12 protein-coding genes are annotated in these 19,373 nt (G+C 74.1%); 9 read left to right on the forward strand and 3 right to left on the reverse strand.

The annotated features are described in order from the left end of the window. The first annotated feature begins 194 nt into the window (after positions 1-194). Positions 195-1,331, forward strand: coding sequence for a M24 family metallopeptidase (locus DDW44_RS24635; protein ID WP_108907780.1), 1,137 nt, complete (start codon positions 195-197; stop codon positions 1,329-1,331). A gap of 125 nt (positions 1,332-1,456) precedes the next feature. Here the strand turns inward: DDW44_RS24635 and treZ are convergent, their stop codons facing one another. Beyond that, a complete protein-coding gene (treZ, locus tag DDW44_RS24640) occupies positions 1,457-3,208 on the reverse strand; it encodes a malto-oligosyltrehalose trehalohydrolase (RefSeq protein WP_108907781.1) in 1,752 nt (583 codons plus the stop codon). 324 nt (positions 3,209-3,532) lie between these two features. On the opposite strand from treZ, the gene DDW44_RS24645 reads away from it, so the two are divergent. Beyond that, positions 3,533-4,990, forward strand: coding sequence for a GH1 family beta-glucosidase (locus DDW44_RS24645; RefSeq protein WP_108907782.1), 1,458 nt, complete (start codon positions 3,533-3,535; stop codon positions 4,988-4,990). Positions 4,991-5,150: 160 nt separating this feature from the next. Here the strand turns inward: DDW44_RS24645 and DDW44_RS24650 are convergent, their stop codons facing one another. Continuing rightward, on the reverse strand, positions 5,151-6,068 hold the full coding sequence (locus tag DDW44_RS24650; RefSeq protein WP_108907783.1) for a GNAT family N-acetyltransferase: 918 nt from the start codon (positions 6,066-6,068) through the stop codon (positions 5,151-5,153). A gap of 507 nt (positions 6,069-6,575) precedes the next feature. Between DDW44_RS24650 and DDW44_RS24655 the strand changes: the two genes are divergently transcribed. The 7 genes from DDW44_RS24655 (at position 6,576) to DDW44_RS24685 (ending at position 16,688) form a co-directional block, all read left to right on the forward strand. After that, positions 6,576-7,127, forward strand: a complete 552-nt coding sequence (locus DDW44_RS24655) for a DUF1707 and FHA domain-containing protein (RefSeq protein ID WP_017944720.1) — start codon at positions 6,576-6,578, stop codon at positions 7,125-7,127. A gap of 309 nt (positions 7,128-7,436) precedes the next feature. Then, a complete protein-coding gene (locus tag DDW44_RS24660; RefSeq protein ID WP_017944719.1) occupies positions 7,437-8,294 on the forward strand; it encodes a universal stress protein in 858 nt (285 codons plus the stop codon). A gap of 343 nt (positions 8,295-8,637) precedes the next feature. After that, complete coding sequence (gene tkt, locus DDW44_RS24665) at positions 8,638-10,704, forward strand: transketolase (protein WP_108907784.1); 2,067 nt, start codon at positions 8,638-8,640, stop codon at positions 10,702-10,704. A 61-nt stretch (positions 10,705-10,765) separates the two neighbouring features. Further along, positions 10,766-11,797, forward strand: a complete 1,032-nt coding sequence (gene gnd / locus DDW44_RS24670; RefSeq protein ID WP_018888579.1) for a phosphogluconate dehydrogenase (NAD(+)-dependent, decarboxylating) — start codon at positions 10,766-10,768, stop codon at positions 11,795-11,797. A gap of 3 nt (positions 11,798-11,800) precedes the next feature. Then, on the forward strand, positions 11,801-13,252 hold the full coding sequence (zwf, locus tag DDW44_RS24675; RefSeq protein ID WP_017944716.1) for a glucose-6-phosphate dehydrogenase: 1,452 nt from the start codon (positions 11,801-11,803) through the stop codon (positions 13,250-13,252). A gap of 293 nt (positions 13,253-13,545) precedes the next feature. Then, on the forward strand, positions 13,546-14,289 hold the full coding sequence (locus DDW44_RS24680; protein WP_170814042.1) for an HAD family hydrolase: 744 nt from the start codon (positions 13,546-13,548) through the stop codon (positions 14,287-14,289). Next, positions 14,286-16,688 carry a glycoside hydrolase family 65 protein gene (locus DDW44_RS24685; RefSeq protein WP_108907785.1) on the forward strand — a complete coding sequence of 801 codons (2,403 nt, stop codon included), beginning with the start codon at positions 14,286-14,288 and terminating at the stop codon, positions 16,686-16,688. Before DDW44_RS24680 ends, DDW44_RS24685 begins: the two co-directional genes overlap by 4 nt. A gap of 209 nt (positions 16,689-16,897) precedes the next feature. Here DDW44_RS24685 and treY read toward each other — a convergent pair whose 3' ends face one another. Further along, positions 16,898-19,213 carry a malto-oligosyltrehalose synthase gene (gene treY, locus DDW44_RS24690; RefSeq protein ID WP_108907786.1) on the reverse strand — a complete coding sequence of 772 codons (2,316 nt, stop codon included), beginning with the start codon at positions 19,211-19,213 and terminating at the stop codon, positions 16,898-16,900. Positions 19,214-19,373: the final 160 nt, after the last annotated feature.

Raw genomic sequence — 19,373 nt, forward strand, 5'->3', positions numbered from 1 at the left:
CCCCCGGCTCCCCCCTCGAACCCGAGGACCACCGTCCCGGCGGTAGCCCCCCTCGAACCCGAGTGCCGCCGTCCGGGCGGTAGCCCCATCGAACCGAGGACCGCACTCCCGGCCGAGGACCGCGACCCGGTCGGCCGGGAAGGAGCACCCACACCCGGCCCTCCCGGGCCGGCCGACACCCTACGGAGGAGCTCATGCCCAGCACCGCCGAGTCCGCGCCGCCGGCGCCGTTCACCGCCGACGACTACCGGGCGCGGATGGCCCGCGCCGCGCGGTCCGCCGCCGAGGCCGGGCTGTCCGGTCTCCTGGTGGCTCCCGGCCCGGACCTGGTCCACCTCACCGGCTACCAGCCCGTACCGACCGAGCGGCTCACCTTCCTCGTCCTCGTCGAGGGCCGGGACCCGGTGCTGGTCGTACCGGCCCTGGAGGCCCCGGACGCGGAGCGCGCCGCCGGCGGGCCCGCGCTCACCCTGCGCGACTGGACCGACGGCAAGGACCCGTACGCCGTCACCGCCGCACTGCTCGAGGGGCGCGGCCGATACGGGATCAGCGACAACGCGTGGGCCATGCACCTGCTCGGCCTGCTGCGGGAACTGCCCGGCACCACGTACACGGCACTGACGCAGGCCCTGCCCCTGCTGCGCGCGGTCAAGGACGAGCGGGAGCTGGCGCGGCTGGAGGCGGCCGGGGCCGCCGCCGACGAGGCGTACCGCGAGATCCTCAAGGTCCGCTTCTCCGGCCGCAAGGAGACCGACGTGGCCGCGGACCTGGCCGCCCTGCTGCTGCGGTTCGGGCACTCGCAGGTGGACTTCACCGTCGTCGGCTCGGGCCCCAACGGGGCGAACCCCCACCACGAGGCCGGTGAACGCACCATCGTGGAGGGCGACATGGTGGTGCTCGACTTCGGCGGGCTGAAGCACGGATACGGCTCCGACACCACCAGGACCGTGCACGTCGGGGAGCCGACCGAGGAGGAGCGCCGGGTCCACGACATCGTGCGCGAGGCGCAGCAGGCCGGGTTCGAGGCGGTCCGGCCGGGGGCGGCCTGCCAGGACGTCGACCGGGCCGCGCGCGCGGTGATCGACGACGCCGGGTACGGGACGTACTTCATCCACCGCACCGGCCACGGGATCGGCGTCACCACGCACGAGCCGCCGTACATGATCGAGGGGGAGGAGCAGCCGCTGGTGCCGGGGATGTGCTTCTCCGTGGAGCCGGGCATCTACCTCCCCGGCCGCTTCGGGGTGCGGATCGAGGACATCGTGACGGTCACGGACACGGGCGGCCGGCGGCTGAACAACACGCCGCACGAGCTGGCGATCGTCGAGTAGGAGACGGGGAGGGCGGGGGCCCGGAGGCCGGGCCGGGTATCGAGAGGCGCCCGGAGGGCGGGCCGGGGGGCTCGGTTCGGGTGCCGTGGCGCACGTCCCGGGAGGCACGTGCGCCCGCTGACGGGTCAAGCCTCGTGCAGCACCAAGCACGACTCGCCCGCCAGCTCCAGCACTCCGTCCGGCCCCGGCGGCACTGCCGGCCCCCAGGCGGCGAGCACCCTGCCGCCCCCGAAGCCCAGGGGGATCCCGGCGGGTTCCTTGCCGAAGTTGACCGCGACCCGGATCTCCCCGCGCCGGAAGACGAACCAGCGCGCCGCCTCGTCGTAGGCGAGCCGGACGGCCGCGAGGTCCGGGTCGGACAGGTCGGGCTCGCCCCGGCGCAGGGCGATCAGCTCGCGGTACCACGCCAGGAGCCGGGCGTGCGGTTCGCGGTCCCGCTCGGAGCGGTCCAGGCAGGACCGCTCGCGGGTGGCGGGGTCCTGCGGGTCGGGGATCTCCCGCGCCGCCCAGCCGGTCCCGGCGAACTCCCGCCGCCTGCCCTGCCGCACCGCCTCGGCGAGCTCCGGGTCCGTGTGGTCGGTGAAGAACTGCCACGGTGTACGGGCGCCCCACTCCTCGCCCATGAACAGCATCGGCACGAACGGCCCCGTCAGCACCAGCGCGGCCGCGCAGGCGAGCAGCCCGGGGGAGAGGGACGCCGACAGCCGGTCGCCGGTCGCGCGGTTGCCGATCTGGTCATGGGTCTGGGCGTAGCCGACGAACCGGTGCGCCGGGGTGCGGACGAGGTCCACGGGCCGTCCGTGCGTGCGGCCGCGGAACGTCGAGTACGTGCCGTCGTGGAAGAACACACGGCCGAGGGTCTTGGCGAGCGCGCCGAGCGGCTCGCGCGCGAAGTCGGCGTAGTAGCCCTGCGACTCACCGGTCAGCGCGGTGTGCAGGGCGTGGTGGAAGTCGTCGTTCCACTGGGTGTGGATCCCGAGACCGCCCTCCTCGCGCGGGGTGGTCGTCCTCGGGTCGCACCGGTCGGACTCGGCGATCAGGAACACCGGCCGCCGCACCTCGGTCCCGAACCGGTCGACCGCCGCGGACAGTTCCTCGAGGAACGTCAGCGCCCGGGTGTCGACCAGGGCGTGGACCGCGTCCAGCCGCAGTCCGTCGACGCGGTAGTCCCGCAGCCACGCCAGAGCGCTGCCGATCAGGTACGCGCGCACCTCGTCGGAGCCGGGCGCGTCGAGGTTGATCGCGGAGCCCCAGGGCGTGTGGTGGAGGTCCGTCAGATAGGGCGCGAACGCGGGCAGGTGGTTGCCGGACGGCCCCAGATGGTTGTGCACCACGTCCAGCACCACACCGAGGCCGAGTCCGTGCGCCGTGTCGACGAAGCGCTTCAGCGCCCCGGGGCCGCCGTACGGCTCGTGCACGGCCCAGGGCGCCACGCCGTCGTAACCCCAGCCGTGCGTCCCCGGAAAGGGGCACAGCGGCATCAGCTCCACATGGGTGATACCGAGCTCCGCCAGCTCGCCGAGGCAGGCGGCCGCGGCGTCGAGCGTGCCCTCGGGCGTGTAGGTGCCGATGTGCAGTTCGTACAGGACCGCGCCGGCGAGATCCCGGCCGCGCCAACCCTCTTCGCGCCAGACGTACGCGTCGGGGGCGACCACGGCGCTCGGCCCGTCCGGGCCGTCGGGCTGGCGGCGCGAGCGGGGATCGGGCAGGACGGGGCCGCCGTCCAGCCGGAAGCCGTAGCGGTCCCCGTCCCGGGCGTCCGCCTCGGCCGTCCACCAGTCCTCCCGCGACGGATCGCGCTCCATCCCCTGTTCGGTGTCCTCCAGCCACAAGTCGACCCGGTCCTGTGCGTGCGGTGCCCATACCTCGAACAGCACGTGATCGATCCCCTGTCGTTTCGGCGTCGGCATTGCTGGCGGCGTTGGCGTTGGCGTTGGCGGTGTTGGCGGTGTTGGTGTTGGTGTTGGCGGTGGTGTCGGTGTTCGCGGAGGTGCTGAGGCCGGCGTCGGGGGCGTCGGTGGCGGCGCAGGCACCGGCGGCGGCGTCCCTTGTGCCGGCACCGGTGGACTCGTGCCGGGTGGTGCCGGGTCGTGCCCGGGCGTGTCGGTCGTGTCGGGTCATGTCGCGGGCGGCGGTTCCTTCCCATCCTGGCAATTCCGCCCTCTGGAGGCGCCGTACTCGCCGGTACTAGGGTCCGCGCCATGACATCGCCCTCCCCGGCTCCTGACTCCGCGACACCTGACTGCGCGACACCTCACTCCCCGGCTCCTGACGATGCGACACCTCACTCCGCGACGGCGCTGCCCGCCTTCCCGCCCGGGTTCCTGTGGGGCGCCTCGGCGTCCGCGTTCCAGACGGAGGGCGCCGCCGACACCGACGGCAAGGGCCCCTCGGGCTGGGACGCCTTCTCAGCCGAACCCGGCCGGATCAAGGACGGCGCCGACGCCTCCCGGGGCACCGGCTTCCACGAGCGCTACCGCGAGGACGTGGCCCTGCTCGCCGGCCTGGGCGCCGGGGCCTTCCGCTTCTCCATCAGCTGGCCCCGGGTGATCCCCGGCGGCAGCGGGCCGGTGAACCCCGCCGGGCTCGCCTTCTACGACCGGCTCGTCGACGAACTGTGCGAGCACGGCATCACCCCCGCGCCCACCCTGTACCACTGGGACACCCCGCTGCCCCTGGAGGAGGCAGGCGGCTGGCTGAACCGCGACACCGCCGAGCGGTTCGCCGACTACGCCGCCGTCGTCGCCGAGCGCCTCGCCGACCGAGTCCCCATGTGGATCACCGTCAACGAGCCCGCCGAGGTGACCATGCTCGGCTACGCGCTCGGCGAGCACGCGCCCGGCCGAAGGCTCCTCTTCGACGCCCTGCCCGCCGCCCACCACCAGCTCCTTGCCCATGGCCTCGCCGTCCGGGCCCTGCGGGCCGCGGGCGCCGGCAACATCGGTCTCGCCGTGTCCCACTCGCCCGTACATCCGTTCAGCGACGGCGAGGAGGACCGCTCCGCGGCCGAGCTCTACGACACGCTCACCAACCGGCTGTTCTCCGACCCGCTGCTCACGGGCCGATACCCGGACGGGTTCGACGGACTGATGCCGGGCCCGGTCGCCGACGACCTCGCGGTCATCTCCGAGCGCCTGGACTGGTACGGAGTGAACTACTACCACCCCATGCTGGTCGGCGCGCCCGCGGCCGACGCGCTGGAGACCTACGCCGGGCTCGGCATGCCCGCGGAACTCCCCTTCGGCCTGCGGGAGATGAAGGGGATGGAGCGCACCCGCTTCGGCTGGCCCGTCGTCCCGGACGGCCTGCGGGAGCTGCTCGTCGGCCTCAGGGCGCGCTACGGCGACCGTCTCCCGCCCGTCCACATCACGGAGAACGGCTGCTCCTACGACGGCCTCGACGACCGGTCCCGGATCGCGTTCCTCGACGGCCACCTCCGCGCCCTGCACCGGGCGGTGGAGGAGGGCGTCGACGTCCGCGGGTACTTCGTCTGGTCGCTCACCGACAACATCGAGTGGGCGGAGGGCGCCACCCAGCGCTTCGGCCTGGTGCACGTCGACTACGACACGCTGGAGCGCACCCCGAAGGCGTCGTACGCGTGGTACCGCGACGTCATCCGCGCCCAGCGGGCCGCGAAGCCCGCACGTCCGGCGGGCTGAACGTTCGACGGGGTGAACGGCGGGCGGGGCGAACAGCCGCCGGGCTGGACGTTCGACTTGCTGAACGCTGCGCGGGCTGAACGTCCGGCGGGGTGAACGGCCCGGCTCCGGTGCCGTCGCGGTGCGGGGCGCCCGGAGCCGTCGGGCTGAGCCAGACCGGTCACCCCCCGGTCAACGCACCGGGCGGGAAGCCGAGATGGATGCGCTCCTGCACCACCGGGTGCCCGGCCCTGGCGAAGTTGGCCGCCATCGGCGCGTTGCCCTGGTCGGTCGCGCCCGCGATGAACTCGGCTCCCCGCTCGGCCAGGAAGTGCGTGCACTCGGCGAGCAGGTCGTAGGCGTAACCGTTACCGCGGTGCTCCGGGACCACGCCGATGAAGCCGACGCACGGACCCGACGGGTTGTGCGCCGGGACGTGCAGGCCGACGAGGTCGCCGTCCAGGGTGTACGCGAGCTGCCACCACTCGCGGGGCGACGGGCACCAGTGTAAGAACTCCAGCTCCTCCCGGGCCGCCTGGTCCAGGCCGCCTTCGGCGATGGCGCGCAGCGCGTGCGCGTCGAGGGTGCCCGTGTGGACGCGGCGCAGCACGTCGAGGAACACGTCGTCGTCGGGTTCGGTCCGGAACTCCAGCCGTCCGGGCCGCTCGGGGAGCCCGCATCCGGGCGTCCACCGGTACTGGAAGCGTTCCACGAGAACGCTCATCCCGGCCGCCTTCGCGGCGTGCAGCCTCGCCTCGGCGGCGGCCCTCGACACGGGGTCCGCGCGCCAGCCGGAGGGCAGGATCAGTTCGTACTCGACCCGGAACGGTGAGCTGCGCAGGAGTTCGGCGCCCGCCTCCTCCTCGCCGTCGGCGACGTCGAACCAGTTGAGGTTGACGGGGGCGATGTCGTCGGGTCCGCCCCACCAGGCGGCACGGGCGACGACCTTCCCGTCGCGCAGGGCGACCCGCTTCCACTCCGGGCGGTGGGTGGCACGGGCCAGGGCCCGGCCCACGCCGAGCGGGTCGGGCAGGGTGTCGAAGAGATCCGCGTCGCTCTCGGAGAGCGCGCGGACGAGCGGACCGGTCGAAGCGGTCATGAGGTCGTCCTCCGGGACTGCGGAACGGGGGCCGCGCTCCCGGTCAGACGACGGACGCCGGATGGCCGGGGCGGGAGCGCGGGAACGGTGTGGTCTGCACGGCACTCGCCTCCTTTCCTGAGGTCATGGGCGTCGCGCGCATGGTAGGCGCCCCGGGGGCGGGACCTCCAGTGCTTTTCGCGCACGGAGGCCGAGGGAGGCGCGTGGGGCGGGACGCCCGCGTATGCACGAAGCGGGAGACGGGGCAGGGGCCGCGACGGGGAGGGACGGGGCAGGGAGAGACGGGGCAGGGGCCGCGACGGGGAGGGACGGGGAGAGACGGGCAAGACGGCCACCGGGCGAGACGGGCAGGGACCGCGCCCCGGCGGCAGCTTCGAACTCGCCGCCGGTCGCGCGCTCCCCGCCGCCTCCCGGGGTGTGCCGCCCCGACTGCGCCGCACCGGCACGGCAGCGATCCTCGCCGTCCCTTCTGGACACTTGGGGACGGTCGGCCGGACAATCGGGTCTGTGACGTCCTCTTCCGAGTTCCAGACGTGTCCCGCGCGGCCCTCCGACGCCGAGCGGGAGCGCGTGCTGGGAGTGCTCCGGGAGGGCGCCGTCGAGGGCAGGCTGTCGCACGACACGTTCCTGCGGCGCATGGAACTCGCCCTGGCCGCGCGTGGACCGGACGAACTCCGCGCGCTCACCGCGGATCTGCGGCCCGGCGGCGGCCGGCTGGCCGAGAGGCTGTACGGCGCGGTGGGCAGGATCTCGGCGTTCTCGGTGCGGCTCGGCCGCGCCTGGCGGGCCGAGCGGCTGCCTCCGCTGCTGCTGCCGGAGCCGGGGCCGTCTCCGCTGCGCATCGGCCGCGACCCGTCCAACGGGCTGCGGCTCAGCCATGAGACCGTGTCGCGGCTGCACGCCGAACTGTCGCTGCGCGGTGGTCTGTGGGTGCTCCGCGACCTCGGTTCGACCAACGGCACCACCGTCAACGGCCGCCGCGTGACCGGCTCCGTGGTGGTCCGAGCCGGCGACATGGTCGGCTTCGGCCATATGAGCTTCCGCCTCGACGCGCGCTGAGCCGCCGCCCCCGGGCCGCCGATGCTGGGCCGCTGCCGCTGAGCCGCCGCACCGGGCTCGGCGGGGCCCGTACGCACAGCCGGTGACGCCGTGCCGCAGGGCCGGGCAGGCGGCCACCGCCGGACCGCCCGTCCCGGAGCCTCCCCCCTACCTCCCCAGAGCGACGCACCCGATCGATCACTCTCCGTCACGGCCGGAATCGCGCGGTCTCCCGCGAGTCGGTACTTTCTTGATCAGGGGTCCTTTCGCGCTGAAGGTCGCGCCCACCGCGCCCGGCCCCTCGCGAGAGCCCTAGGCAAGGAGGGCAGCATGTCCCGACCGATCGCCGTGGGAGTGGACGGCTCCGACGGAAGTCTCGCGGCCGCGGACTGGGCCGCCGACGAGGCCGCGCTGCGCGGTGCCCCGCTGCGCCTGGTGTACGCCACGCAGTGGATCCCCCACCAGCCCCAGGCCGTGCGGATGACGCACGAGGAGCGGGCCGAGGAAGCGGGGGACGTCCTGGGCGCCATGGAGGAGCGCGTCCGTACCCGCAGGCCCGAGCTGACCCTGGCCGCCGAGGAGGTCGAGGACGCACCCACCCGGGTGCTGCTGGACGCCGGCGCACAGGCCGACGTCCTGGTCGTGGGGACGCACGGGCTCAGCGGCATCGGCGGGTTCATGGTCGGCTCCGTGGGGCAGGAGGTGGTCGCGGACGCCAAGCAGCCGGTGGTGCTGGTGCGGCCCGACTACCGCGAGGACGCCCACGGAGCGCACGGCCGGAACAAGGTCGTGCTCGGTCTCGACATCGCCGACCCCGCCGACGAAGTCCTCGAGTTCGCGTTCGACTACGCGGCCCGCCGCGGTGTCCCCCTGCATGTGCTGCACAGCTGGCACGCCCCGTTCCTGCACCGCCACCGGGTGGCCGCGGAGACGGACTCGGGCCCGCAGGCCGAGATGGCCTCCGCGCTGGCGCAGGCGGTGCGGCCCTTCCGCGACAAGTACCCCGCCGTGGACGTGTCCGAGGAGTCGGCCATCGGCCGGCCGGCCGACCGCCTCGTCGAAGAGGCCGCGGACGCCCGCCTCGTGGTACTCGGAAGGCACCGGGGGCACGGTTCGCACATCGGCTCGACGACCCACGCCCTGATCCACCACGCCGCCTGCCCGGTGGCCGTCGTCCCGCACGGCTGAGGCGGCGCCCGTCCCGCGCAGTGCGCCCGGCGGGTACCCGTCCCGCGCAGTGCGCCCGGCGGGTACCCGGCCCGCCGGGGCGCGTTTCACCCGGTGCGGGTGAGGCCCGTCCCGGGGGCCCCGGACACGATGCGAGGAGTGCCGGCGACACCGCCGGCGTCCGTGGAGCGCCCGCCGTCCGCCGAGCGGGGCCCGGAGGCGGACGGCACGGAGAGCACGGAGGACCGGAGAGCGCAGGCACGGAGAGCACGGAGGACCGGAGACCGGCGAGAAGCCCGAGAGCCCGAGAGCCCGAGAAGCCCGAGAGCCAAGAGCCCGAGAAGCCCGAGAACGGGGATCGCTCATGACCGACGACCTGGACACCCTGTCGGTGAACACCATCCGCGGACTGTGCATGGACGCCGTCCAGCGGGCCGAGTCCGGGCACCCGGGCACACCGATGGGCATGGCCCCCGTCGCGTACACGCTCTGGCAGCGCTTCCTCAGGTACGACCCCCGGGACCCGATCTGGCCCAACCGCGACCGCTTCGTGCTGTCCGAGGGGCACGCCTCGGTCCTGCTGTGGTCCCTGCTGCATCTGGCCGGGGTCCATGCCGTCGACCCGGACTACGAGGTGCTGGGCCGCCCGTCGGTCACGCTGGAGGACCTGAAGTCCTTCCGGCAGCTGGACTCCCGCTGCCCCGGGCACCCCGAGTACCGCTGGACGAGCGGTGTGGAGACCACGACCGGCCCGCTCGGCCAGGGCGTCGCCACGTCCGTCGGCATGGCCCTCGCCGGCCGGTGGCTGGGTGCCGCGTACAACCGCGAGGATTTCCCGCTGTTCGACTTCGACGTGTACGCCCTCGCCGGGGACGGCTGCATGATGGAGGGCGTCGCCTCCGAGGCCGCCTCCCTCGCCGGCCACCAGCGGCTGTCCAACCTGTGCTGGATCTACGACTCGAACCGGGTCACCATCGAGGGCCACACCGACATCGCCTTCACCGAGGACGTCGCCGCCCGGTTCCTCGCGTACGGCTGGAACGTGACCACCGTCGCCGACGCCAACGACCTCGACGCCGTCGCCCGCGCCTTCCACGACTTCCGGGCCGAGGCCGAACGCCCCACCCTGGTGCTGGTGCACAGCCACATCGGCTACGGCTCGCCCGTCGAGGACTCCCCGAAGGCGCACGGCTCACCGCTCGGCCCGGACGGCGTCCGCGCGGCCAAACGCTTCCTCGGGCTGCCCGAGAACGAGGAGTTCCGGGTGCCCGACGCGGTGCGGGAGCGGTTCGCCCAGGGCATCGGCACCCGCGGCGCGGAACTGCGCGCCGCGTGGGAGAAGCGGTTCGAGGACTACCGGGCCTCCTGGCCGACCGAGGCCGACGAACTGGAGCGCATGCAGCGCCGCGAACTCCCCGACGGCTGGGACCGGGAGCTCCCCGAGTTCCCCCCGGACCCCAAGGGCCTCGCCACCCGGGACTCCTCGGGCCGGGTGCTGAACGCCCTGGCGCGGAACGTTCCCTGGCTCCTCGGCGGCTCGGCCGACCTCGCCCCGTCCACGAAGACCAGGCTCACCTTCGACGGCGCGGGCGATCTGCAGCCGGAGGAGCACGGAGGGCGCAACCTCCACTTCGGCATCCGCGAACACGCGGCCGCCGCCGTCGCCAACGGGATGGCCCTGACCAAGCTGCGGCCCTACTGGTCCGGCTTCCTGATCTTCTCCGACTACGCCAGGGGCGCCATCCGGCTGTCGGCGCTGATGGAGCTGCCCGTGGTGCACATCTTCACCCACGACTCCATCGGCGTCGGCGAGGACGGGCCGACCCACCAGCCGGTCGAGCAGCTCGCGGGCCTGCGGGCCATCCCGGGCCTGCTGGTGTTCCGTCCCGCCGACGCCGGCGAGGTCACCGAGACCTGGCGCTGCGTCGCCGGGCTGCGGCACGAGCCGGCGGCGCTGGTGCTCTCCCGGCAGGCGCTGCCCACCCTCGACCGGACCCGGCTCGCGGACGCGTCGGGCGTCGCGCGCGGCGCGTACGTCCTGGCCGACGCGCCCTCCGGCGAGCCGCAGGTGATCCTGCTCGCCACCGGATCCGAGGTCTCCCTGGCGCTGGCGGCCCGGGACGAGCTCGCGGCCGAGGGCATCGGCGCCCGTGTGGTGAGCATGCCGTGCTGGGAGCTGTTCGACCGTCAGCCGCGGGAGTACCGGGACGAGGTGCTGCCGCCGTCGGTGACCGCGCGGGTGGGCATCGAGCAGGCGTCCACGTTCGGCTGGGACCGGTACGTCGGCGACCGGGGCGCCCTGGTCGGCATGCACACGTTCGGCGCCTCCGCGCCACTGAAGCAACTGCTCGGCAAGTTCGGGTTCACCGCCCAGCGGGTCGCCGAGACCGCCCGCGGACTGCTGGCGGCCGGACCGGAGGCGGCGCCGTGACGGCCCGTCGCCCGGCAGTCCCGCAGACCGTCCGCACCCACCAGGAACGGGGAGATCGACCATGACCACGGACACGCCCATGCAGCTCGGCATGGTCGGACTCGGCCGGATGGGCGCCAACCTGGTGCGCCGGCTGATGCGCGACGGCCACCACTGCGTCGTCTACGACCTGGACACCGACGCCGTCAAGCAGCTGGAGAAGGAAGGGGCGACCGCCGCCTCCTCGCTCCACGACCTGGTCGACCGGCTGGAACAGCCGAGGAACGTCTGGCTGATGCTGCCCGCCGGTGTCGTCCAGCCGACCCTGGACCAGCTGGCCACCCTGCTGGCGGACGGCGACGCCGTCGTCGACGGCGGCAACTCGTACTACCGCGACGACATCGCCCGCGCCGGGCAGCTCGCCCCCGGCGGCATCCACTACGTGGACTGCGGCACCTCCGGCGGTGTGTGGGGCCTCGAACGCGGCTACTGCCTGATGATCGGCGGCGAGGACGAGCCCGTGGCACGGCTGGACCCGATCTTCCGCAGCATCGCCCCGGGCACCGGCGACGCGGCCCCCACGCCCGGCCGGACCCGCACCGACGGGACCGCCCCGGAGGGCTATCTGCACTGCGGGCCCAACGGCGCCGGCCACTTCGTGAAGATGGTCCACAACGGTGTCGAGTACGGGATGATGGCGGCCATCGGCGAGGGGCTCAGCATCATCAGGCACGCCGACGCGGGCCTGCGCTCCCGCACGGTCGACGCCGAGACCGCCCCGCTGCGCGAGCCGGAGGCGTACCAGTACGAGATCGACGTGGCCGAGGTCGCCGAGGTGTGGCGGCGCGGCTCGGTCGTCGGCTCCTGGCTGGTCGACCTCGTCGCCGACGCGCTCGCCCGCTCGCCCGGGCTCGACGCCTACACCGGGCGGGTCTCCGACTCCGGCGAGGGCCGCTGGACGGTCCTGGCGGCGGTCGACGAGAGCGTGCCGGCGCCGGTCATCACCAGCGCCCTCTTCGAGCGCTACGAGTCCCGCGAGCTGGGGCAGTTCACCGACAAGGTGCTGTCCGCGATGCGCGGCGAGTTCGGCGGGCACGCCGAGAAGGCGGGGTGACCCGTGACCCGCGGAACCCGCTCGGAGCACCGCGGTGCCGTCCCGGACGACCACGTCATCGTGCTGTTCGGCGCCACCGGCGACCTCGCCCGGCGCAAGCTGCTGCCGGGGCTCTTCCACCTCGCCAAGGCCGGGCTGCTGCCCGACCGCTACCGGATCGTCGGCTCCGCGCCCGCCCGTGAGGCGCTCAGCGACGACGCGTTCCGCAAACGGGCACGCGAGTCGGTGGCCGAGTTCGGCAGGTCCGGGCCCGAGGGCAAGGCGTGGCAGAGGTTCGAGGAGTCGCTGTCCTTCGGCTCGGCCGACCCCGAGGACCCCGAACCCCTGCTGGCGGCCGTGCGCGACGCCGAGCAGGCCGTGGGCGACGGGGCGCGCCGGCTGTTCCACCTCGCCGTGCCGCCCAAGGCCTTCGCGTCCGTCATCGAGATGCTCGGCGCGACGGGCCTCGCCGACGGCGCGCGCGTCATCGTGGAGAAGCCGTTCGGCACGGACCTGCCCTCCGCGCGGGCCCTCAACGCGACCATCCACGCCGTCTTCGACGAGTCGCGCATCTTCCGCATCGACCACTTCCTCGGCAAGGAGTCGGTCGACAACATCCTGGCGCTCAGGTTCGCCAACGGCCTGCTGGAGCCGGTGTGGAACCGCGAGCACATCAGCCATGTGCAGATCGACGTGCCGGAGAAGATCGGCATCGAGGGCCGCGCCCAGTTCTTCGAGGGCACCGGCACCTTCCGGGACATGATCGTCACCCATCTCTTCCAGCTGATGGGCTTCGTGGCGATGGAACCGCCCACCGCGCTCGCCGCCAAGCGCCTGCGCGACGAGAAGGAGAAGGTGTTCCAGTCGATGCGGCCGCTGGACCCGGCGCACGTGGTGCGCGGCCAGTACGACGGCTACCGCGGCGAACCCGGCGTCGACCCCCGCTCGGACACCGAGACCTTCGTGGCGCTGCGCGTGGAACTCGACAACTGGCGCTGGGCGGGTGTGCCGTTCTACCTGCGCTCCGGCAAGTCGCTCGCGGAGGGGCGGCACGTGGTGACGCTCGGCTTCCGGGAGCCCGCCCTGCGGATGTTCCCCACGGCCCCGCGCCACCGCTACCGCACCAATGAACTGGTGATCGACTTCGACGACCCGGGCAGGATCGCCGCCCGCTTCCTGGTGAAGGAACCCGGGCCCGCGATGCGGCTGAGCGAGGCCGAGATGGTCTTCAGCTACGCCGAGTCCTTCAACACCATGTACGCGCTGGAGGGGTACGAGCGCCTGATCCTGGACGCGATGCTCGGCGACCAGTCCCTGTTCACCCGCTCCGACGGCATCGAACGGCTCTGGGAGGTGTCCACCCCGCTGCTGGAGAACCCGCCGCCGGTCGAGCCGTACGCGCCCGGCTCCTGGGGGCCGCAGAGCATCGGCCGCCTCGTGGCGCCGTACCGCTGGAGCCTGCCGGACGGCCGGTGAGGCGCCCGGAAGCCGCGGGTCCGGGGCCCGCGTCCGCTCCCGGGGCGCGGGCCGTCGGGCGCCGGTCAGCGGATGCCCGGGCGGCGGTGGCCGGGTCCTCATGCAGCGCCGGCCCCGGGGCCCCGCCCCCGTGGGGCCCGGCCCGCGGGCGCCCCGGTCCGGCGCCGGTGCGTGATGCCCGGGCGGCGGGCTGCTCCGGATGGCACCCGGTGCGTCATCCCCACGGGGTACGCGTGTGCGGCGGGCGTACGCCCCCGCCCCCGCGGCCGCCGGCGCCTCCTAGCCTCGACCGCATGCTGGGGCTACCCGATCATGTGCGCACCTGTCTGTTCGACCTCGACGGCGTCCTCACCCGCACGGCGAAGGTCCACGCCGCCGCCTGGAAGGAGATGTTCGACGACTTCCTGCGCGGGCGGGCCGACCGCGAGGGCACCGCCTTCGTGCCGTTCGACGCCGTCCGCGACTACGACGAGTACGTCGACGGCAGGCCACGCGAGGACGGCGTCCGCACCTTCCTCGCCTCCCGCGGCGTCGAACTGCCCGAAGGGGCGCCCGGAGACCCGCCGGAGCGCGAGACGGTGAGCGGCCTGGGCACCCGCAAGAACGCACTGGTGCTCCGCCGGATCCGGGAGGACGGAGTGGAGGCGTACGAGGGCTCCGTCGCCTATGTGCACGCCGTCCGCGATGCCGGGCTGCGCACCGCCGTCGTCTCCTCCAGCGCCAACTGCCGGGACGTGCTCGCCGCCGCCGGTATCGAGGACCTGTTCGACGAACGCGTCGACGGGGTCGTCGCCCGCGAGCAGCGGCTGCACGGCAAGCCGGCGCCCGACACCTACCTGGCCGCGGCCCGCGCCCTGGGCGTCGCGCCGGGGGACGCCGCCGTGTTCGAGGACGCGCTCGCCGGGGTGGAGGCCGGCCGGGCCGGCAACTTCGGCCTGGTGGTGGGCGTCGACCGCACCGGGCAGGCCGAGGAGCTGCGGCGGCACGGGGCGGACGTCGTGGTGGACGACCTGGCCGAACTGATGGAGTCACGATGATCAGCCACTCCGCCTACACGGTCGAACCGTGGTGCCTGCGCGAGACCGGGCTCGACCTCGACGTCCTCGCGCAGAGCGAGTCCGTCTTCGCCCTCGCCAACGGCCACATCGGCTGGCGCGGCAACCTCGACGAGGGCGAGCCGCACGGACTGCCCGGTTCCTACCTCAACGGCGTCCACGAACTCCATCCGCTGCCGTACGCCGAAGCCGGATACGGCTACCCGGAGTCCGGCGAGACGATGGTCAACGTCACCGACGGCAAGATCATCAGACTGCTGGTGGACGACCACCCCTTCGACCTGCGCTACGGCGAACTCGGCTGCCATGAGCGGGTCCTGGACTTCCGCACCGGTGTCCTGCACCGCACGGCGGAGTGGACCTCGCCGGGCGGGCGCACCGTCCGCATCACCTCCGAGCGGCTGGTGTCGCTCACCCAGCGCGCCATCGCCGCGATCGCCTACGAGATCGAGCCGCTGGACGGGCCCACCCATGTGGCCGTCCAGTCGGAGCTGGTCGCCAACGAGCAGATGCCGCACGAGCCCGGCGACCCGCGGGTCGCCGCCGCCGTCGACGCGCCGCTGGAGCCGGAGGAGCACTTCGCCCGGGGCACCGGGCTGCGGCTGGTGCACCGCACCCGGCGCAGCGGCCAGCGGGTGGCGGCCGCGGCCGACCATGTCGTCGAGGGCCCGGAGGGGACCACCTGGTCGGCGGAGAGCGAGCCCGATGTCAGCCGGCTCACCGTCACCGCGACGCTGAAGCGCGGCGAACGGCTGAGGCTGGTGAAGTTCGTCGGGTACGGGTGGTCCGCCGAGAGGTCGCTGCCGGCCATGCACGACCAGGCCGACGCGGCGGTCGCCGCCGCCCGCAGCACGGGCTGGGAGGGGCTGCTCGCCGAGCAGCGGGCGTTCCTGGACCACTTCTGGTCCTGCGCCGACGTCGAGGTGGAGGGCGACGCGCAGATCCAGCAGGCCGTGCGCTTCTCGCTGTTCCATGTTCTCCAGGCGGCCGCCCGCAGCGAGGAGCGGGCCATTCCCGCCAAGGGGCTGACCGGTACCGGCTACGACGGGCACTCGTTCTGGGACGTGGAGTCGTTCGTCCTGCCGATGCTCACCTTCACCGCTCCCCGGGCGGTCGCCCCGGTGCTGCGCTGGAGGCACGCGACCCTGCCCGCGGCGCGCGACCGGGCCCACACGCTCGGGCTGGCCGGAGCGGCGTTCCCGTGGCGGACCATCAGCGGAGCCGAGTGCTCCGCCTACTGGCCCGCCGGGACGGCCGCCTTCCACGTCAACGCGGACATCGCGCGGGCCGTGGCGCGCTATGTGGCGGCCACCGGGGACGAGGAGTTCGAACGCGGGCCCGGACTGGAACTGCTGGTGCACACGGCACGGCTGTGGCGCTCGCTCGGCCACCACGACCCGGAGGGCGTCTTCCACATCGACGGGGTGACCGGCCCCGACGAGTACAGCGCCATCGCCCGCGACAACCTCTACACGAACCTGATGGCGCGGTGGAACCTGATGGCCGCGGCGGAGGCGGTGGCCCGGCACCCCGACCGGGCCGAGGAGCTGGGCGTCGGCGAGGAGGAGGCCGCGGCGTGGCGGGACGCCGCCGCCCGGACGGCCGTGCCGTACAACGAGGACCTCGGCGTGCACGAGCAGTCGGCCGGGTTCACCACGTTCCAGCACTGGGACTTCGCGAACACCTCGGCCGACCAGTACCCGCTGCTGCTGCACTTCCCCTACTTCGACCTCTACCGCAAGCAGGTCGTCAAACAGGCCGACCTGGTCCTCGCCATGGTGACCTGCCCGGACGACTTCACGGCGGAGGAGAAGGCCCGCAACTTCGCCTACTACGAGGCGCTGACGGTGCGCGACTCGTCGCTGTCGGCGTGCTGCCAGGCCGTCATGGCCGCGGAGACCGGGCACATGCGGCTCGCCTACGCCTATCTGGGCGAGGCGGCGCTGATGGACCTGGAGAACCTGGAGCACAACACCCGCGACGGGCTGCACATCGCCTCCCTCGCCGGCACCTGGATGGCCCTGGTGGCCGGGCTCGGCGGTATGCGCCAGCACGAGGACGAGGACGGGGTGCGCCGGCTGGGGTTCGCCCCCAGGCTGCCGGAGGCGCTGTCCGGCCTGCGGTTCACCGTGCTGGCGCGGGGGCGCCGGCTGCGGGTGGACATCCGCCCGCAGGCGGTCCGCTACACCCTGGAGGAGGGTGAGCCGCTGGAGATCCTGCACCATGGAAAGCCGGTCGGGCTCACCGCCGGCCCACCCGTGGAGCTGCCCGTTCCGCCGCTGCCGGTGCTGCCCGAGCCCCAGCAGCCCGTGGGCCGCCGCCCGGCCGACCGGGCGCTGACCGTCCCGCCCGCGGCCGCCGACGACGGCGCGGCCGGCTGATGCGCAAGATCACGTAGATCGTGTAGACCGTGTAGACCGTGTAGACCGCGTAGATCGTGTAGATCGTGTAGACCGCGTACAGGCCGAGCAGCCCGATCCGCCTTCGGTGGACGAGCCGGCGGGGCGGGGCTCGGCCTCCGCCGGCGCGTCGCTCAGCCGCCGCCCGTGCCCTCAGCCGCCGCCCGTGCCCTCAGCCGCCGTCCGTGCCCTCAGCCGCCGTCCGTGCGCTCCAGCAGCGCGACCGGGCAGCCGGCGAACAGCTCCGCCAGGGGCACGGGACCGCCGCCGGTGAACTCCCGGCCCGGGGAGAGCAGATCCGCCCACCGCCCGGCCGGGAGCGGCAGCACGGTGTCCCGCCAGCCGCCCGACTCCTCCAGCCGCAGCGCCAGCCGGGTCACCGCCGTGATCGCCTCGCCTGAGCGGGTGAACGCCACGCAGTGCCCGGCCGCGGGCCCCTCCGCCACCAGCGGCGTGTAGGTGCCCGACTCGCCGAAGACGTCCGGGCGCCGCCGGCGCAGGCCCAGCGCCGCCCTGGTCACCGCCGTCTTCCCGTCCTCCTCCCGCTCCCGGAACGGCCGCCGGTTGTCCGGGTCGACCAGCGCGAGGTACTCGCCCTCCGTCCCCTGGTACAGGTCGGGCACCCCGGGCATCGTCAGATGGACCAGCGCCGCGCCGAGCGCGTGGGCCCGCACATACGGGTCGAGCTCCCGGGCGAACAGGGCCACCTGGTGCATGGCGCGCCCGGCGGGCCCCGCCTCCACGAACTCCCGCACGGCCTGCTCGTACCCCTCGTCGGGCTCGGTCCAGCCGGTGTGCAGCCCAGCCTCGCGCGCCGCCTTCAGCAGCGCCGGGCCGAGCCGCCGCGCGTCGGGCACCCCGAAACCGGTCGCCGTCTGCCACGCCACCCATCCGAAGTGACGGTCCGGCGCCGGGGCCCAGTCCAGGCTCGTCAGCAGCCGCTCCCACCGCTCCGGGCACTGGGACAGCACCGTGATCCGCGCCCGGACGTCGGCGCTGCGCTTGGTGTCGTGCGTGGAGAGCACCGTTCCCGTGGCCGGCCAGTCCCGGGCGATCCTGCCGCAGTAGGCGTGGAACTCCTCCGGGGCCACCGCCGGCCGGCCCGGGTCGCCGCCCACCTCGTTGGCCGACAGCAGCGGGACATAGCGGTAGAAGGCCGTGTCCTCCACCGACTTCGCCCGCAGCGCCGACGACGTCTGCGCGAACCGCGCCCGGAAGGCCCGCTGGTCCGGGCCGTCCCCGAGCCGGCCCAGCGCCAGGTCCCGGACCACGTCGACCGCGTCGCCCTCCCGGGCCACCGCGAACGCCGCCCTCGCCCGCAGCGCCGCGTCAGCCGTCACCACCGACTCGCCGCCGGTGCGGTACGGCCGGTACACGGGCACCCGCACCAGCAGTTCGCGGATCGCGGTGCGCAGCGCCCAGGGCGCGTGGTCGCGCAGGGCCGGATCCGCGGTGCAGACCCGCTCGGCCAGCCGGGCCAGGGCCTCGGTCTCGGCCGCCAGATCGTGCGTCACCACCGCGCAGGCGGCATGCCGTACGGTCGCCCCCCAGTAGCCGCCGCGGTCCCCGGCGGGGGCGGTGTGGTCCCGGTACTGCCGGAGCAGCTCCCCGGCGCCGTCCGGATCGGTGAACAGCCCGTCGATCCGGTACAGCGCGTCGTAGCCAGTGGTGCCGGCGACCGGCCAGGACGCCGGCAGCCGCTCGTCGCCGGTGAGGATCTTCTCGACGACCGTCCAGCAGCCTCCGGTCGCCTCGTTCAGCCGCAGCAGATAGCCCTCCGGGTCGGCGAGCCCGTCCGGGTGGTCGATCCGCAGTCCCTCGACGACGCCGTCCCGCACCAGCTCCAGGATCTTGGCGTGGGTGGCGGCGAAGACCTCCGGGTCCTCCACCCGGACCCCGATCAGATCGGAGATGGTGAAGAACCGGCGGTAGTTCAGCTCGGTGCGGGCCAGGCGCCACCAGCCGAGCCGGTACCACTGCGCGTCCAGCAGCTCGGGCAGCGGCAGCTCCTCCGTACCCTCCCGCAGCGGGAACGCGTGTTCGCCGTAGCGGAGGGTCCGCCCCTCCACCCGCAGCGCGCCGAGTTCCTCACCCAGCCGGTCGGCGAGCACGGGCATCAGCACCTTCCCGCCGCCCGCGTCCCAGTCGATGTCGAACCAGCGGGCGAACGGCGACTTCGGGCCCTCCCGGAGTACCTCCCGCAGGGCCCGGTTGTACCGGGGGACCGCGGCCATGTGGTTGGGCACGATGTCGAGCACCAGTCCGAGGCCGTGCCCGCGCGCGGTACGGGCCAGTGCGCGCAGCCCCTCCTCCCCGCCGAGCTCCTCCCGTACCCGGTCGTGGTCGACGACGTCGTACCCGTGCGGGGAGCCGGGCACGGCCTCCAGGACGGGGGAGAGGTGCAGATGGGAGACGCCGAGGCCGGCGAGGTAGGGGACCGCGTCCTCGGCGGCCCGGAAGGGGAAGTCCGGTTGTAGCTGGAGCCGGTACGTGGCGGTGGGCGTCATGCGAACGTACGTACCCGTTTCGAGGGCCTCTGTGTCATCGGCCGCGGCGCCGGGGCGGCCACCGGCCGCACGTTCACCTGATGCGGCGAACGCGACTCGGGCCCGGGCAGGGGCCCGGCCCGCCGACCCGCCTCGCTCCGTCGCGCCCCGCCGTGCGGTC

Source organism: Streptomyces tirandamycinicus, assembly GCF_003097515.1.
In the GTDB taxonomy this organism is placed as follows: Bacteria; Actinomycetota; Actinomycetes; order Streptomycetales; family Streptomycetaceae; genus Streptomyces; species Streptomyces tirandamycinicus.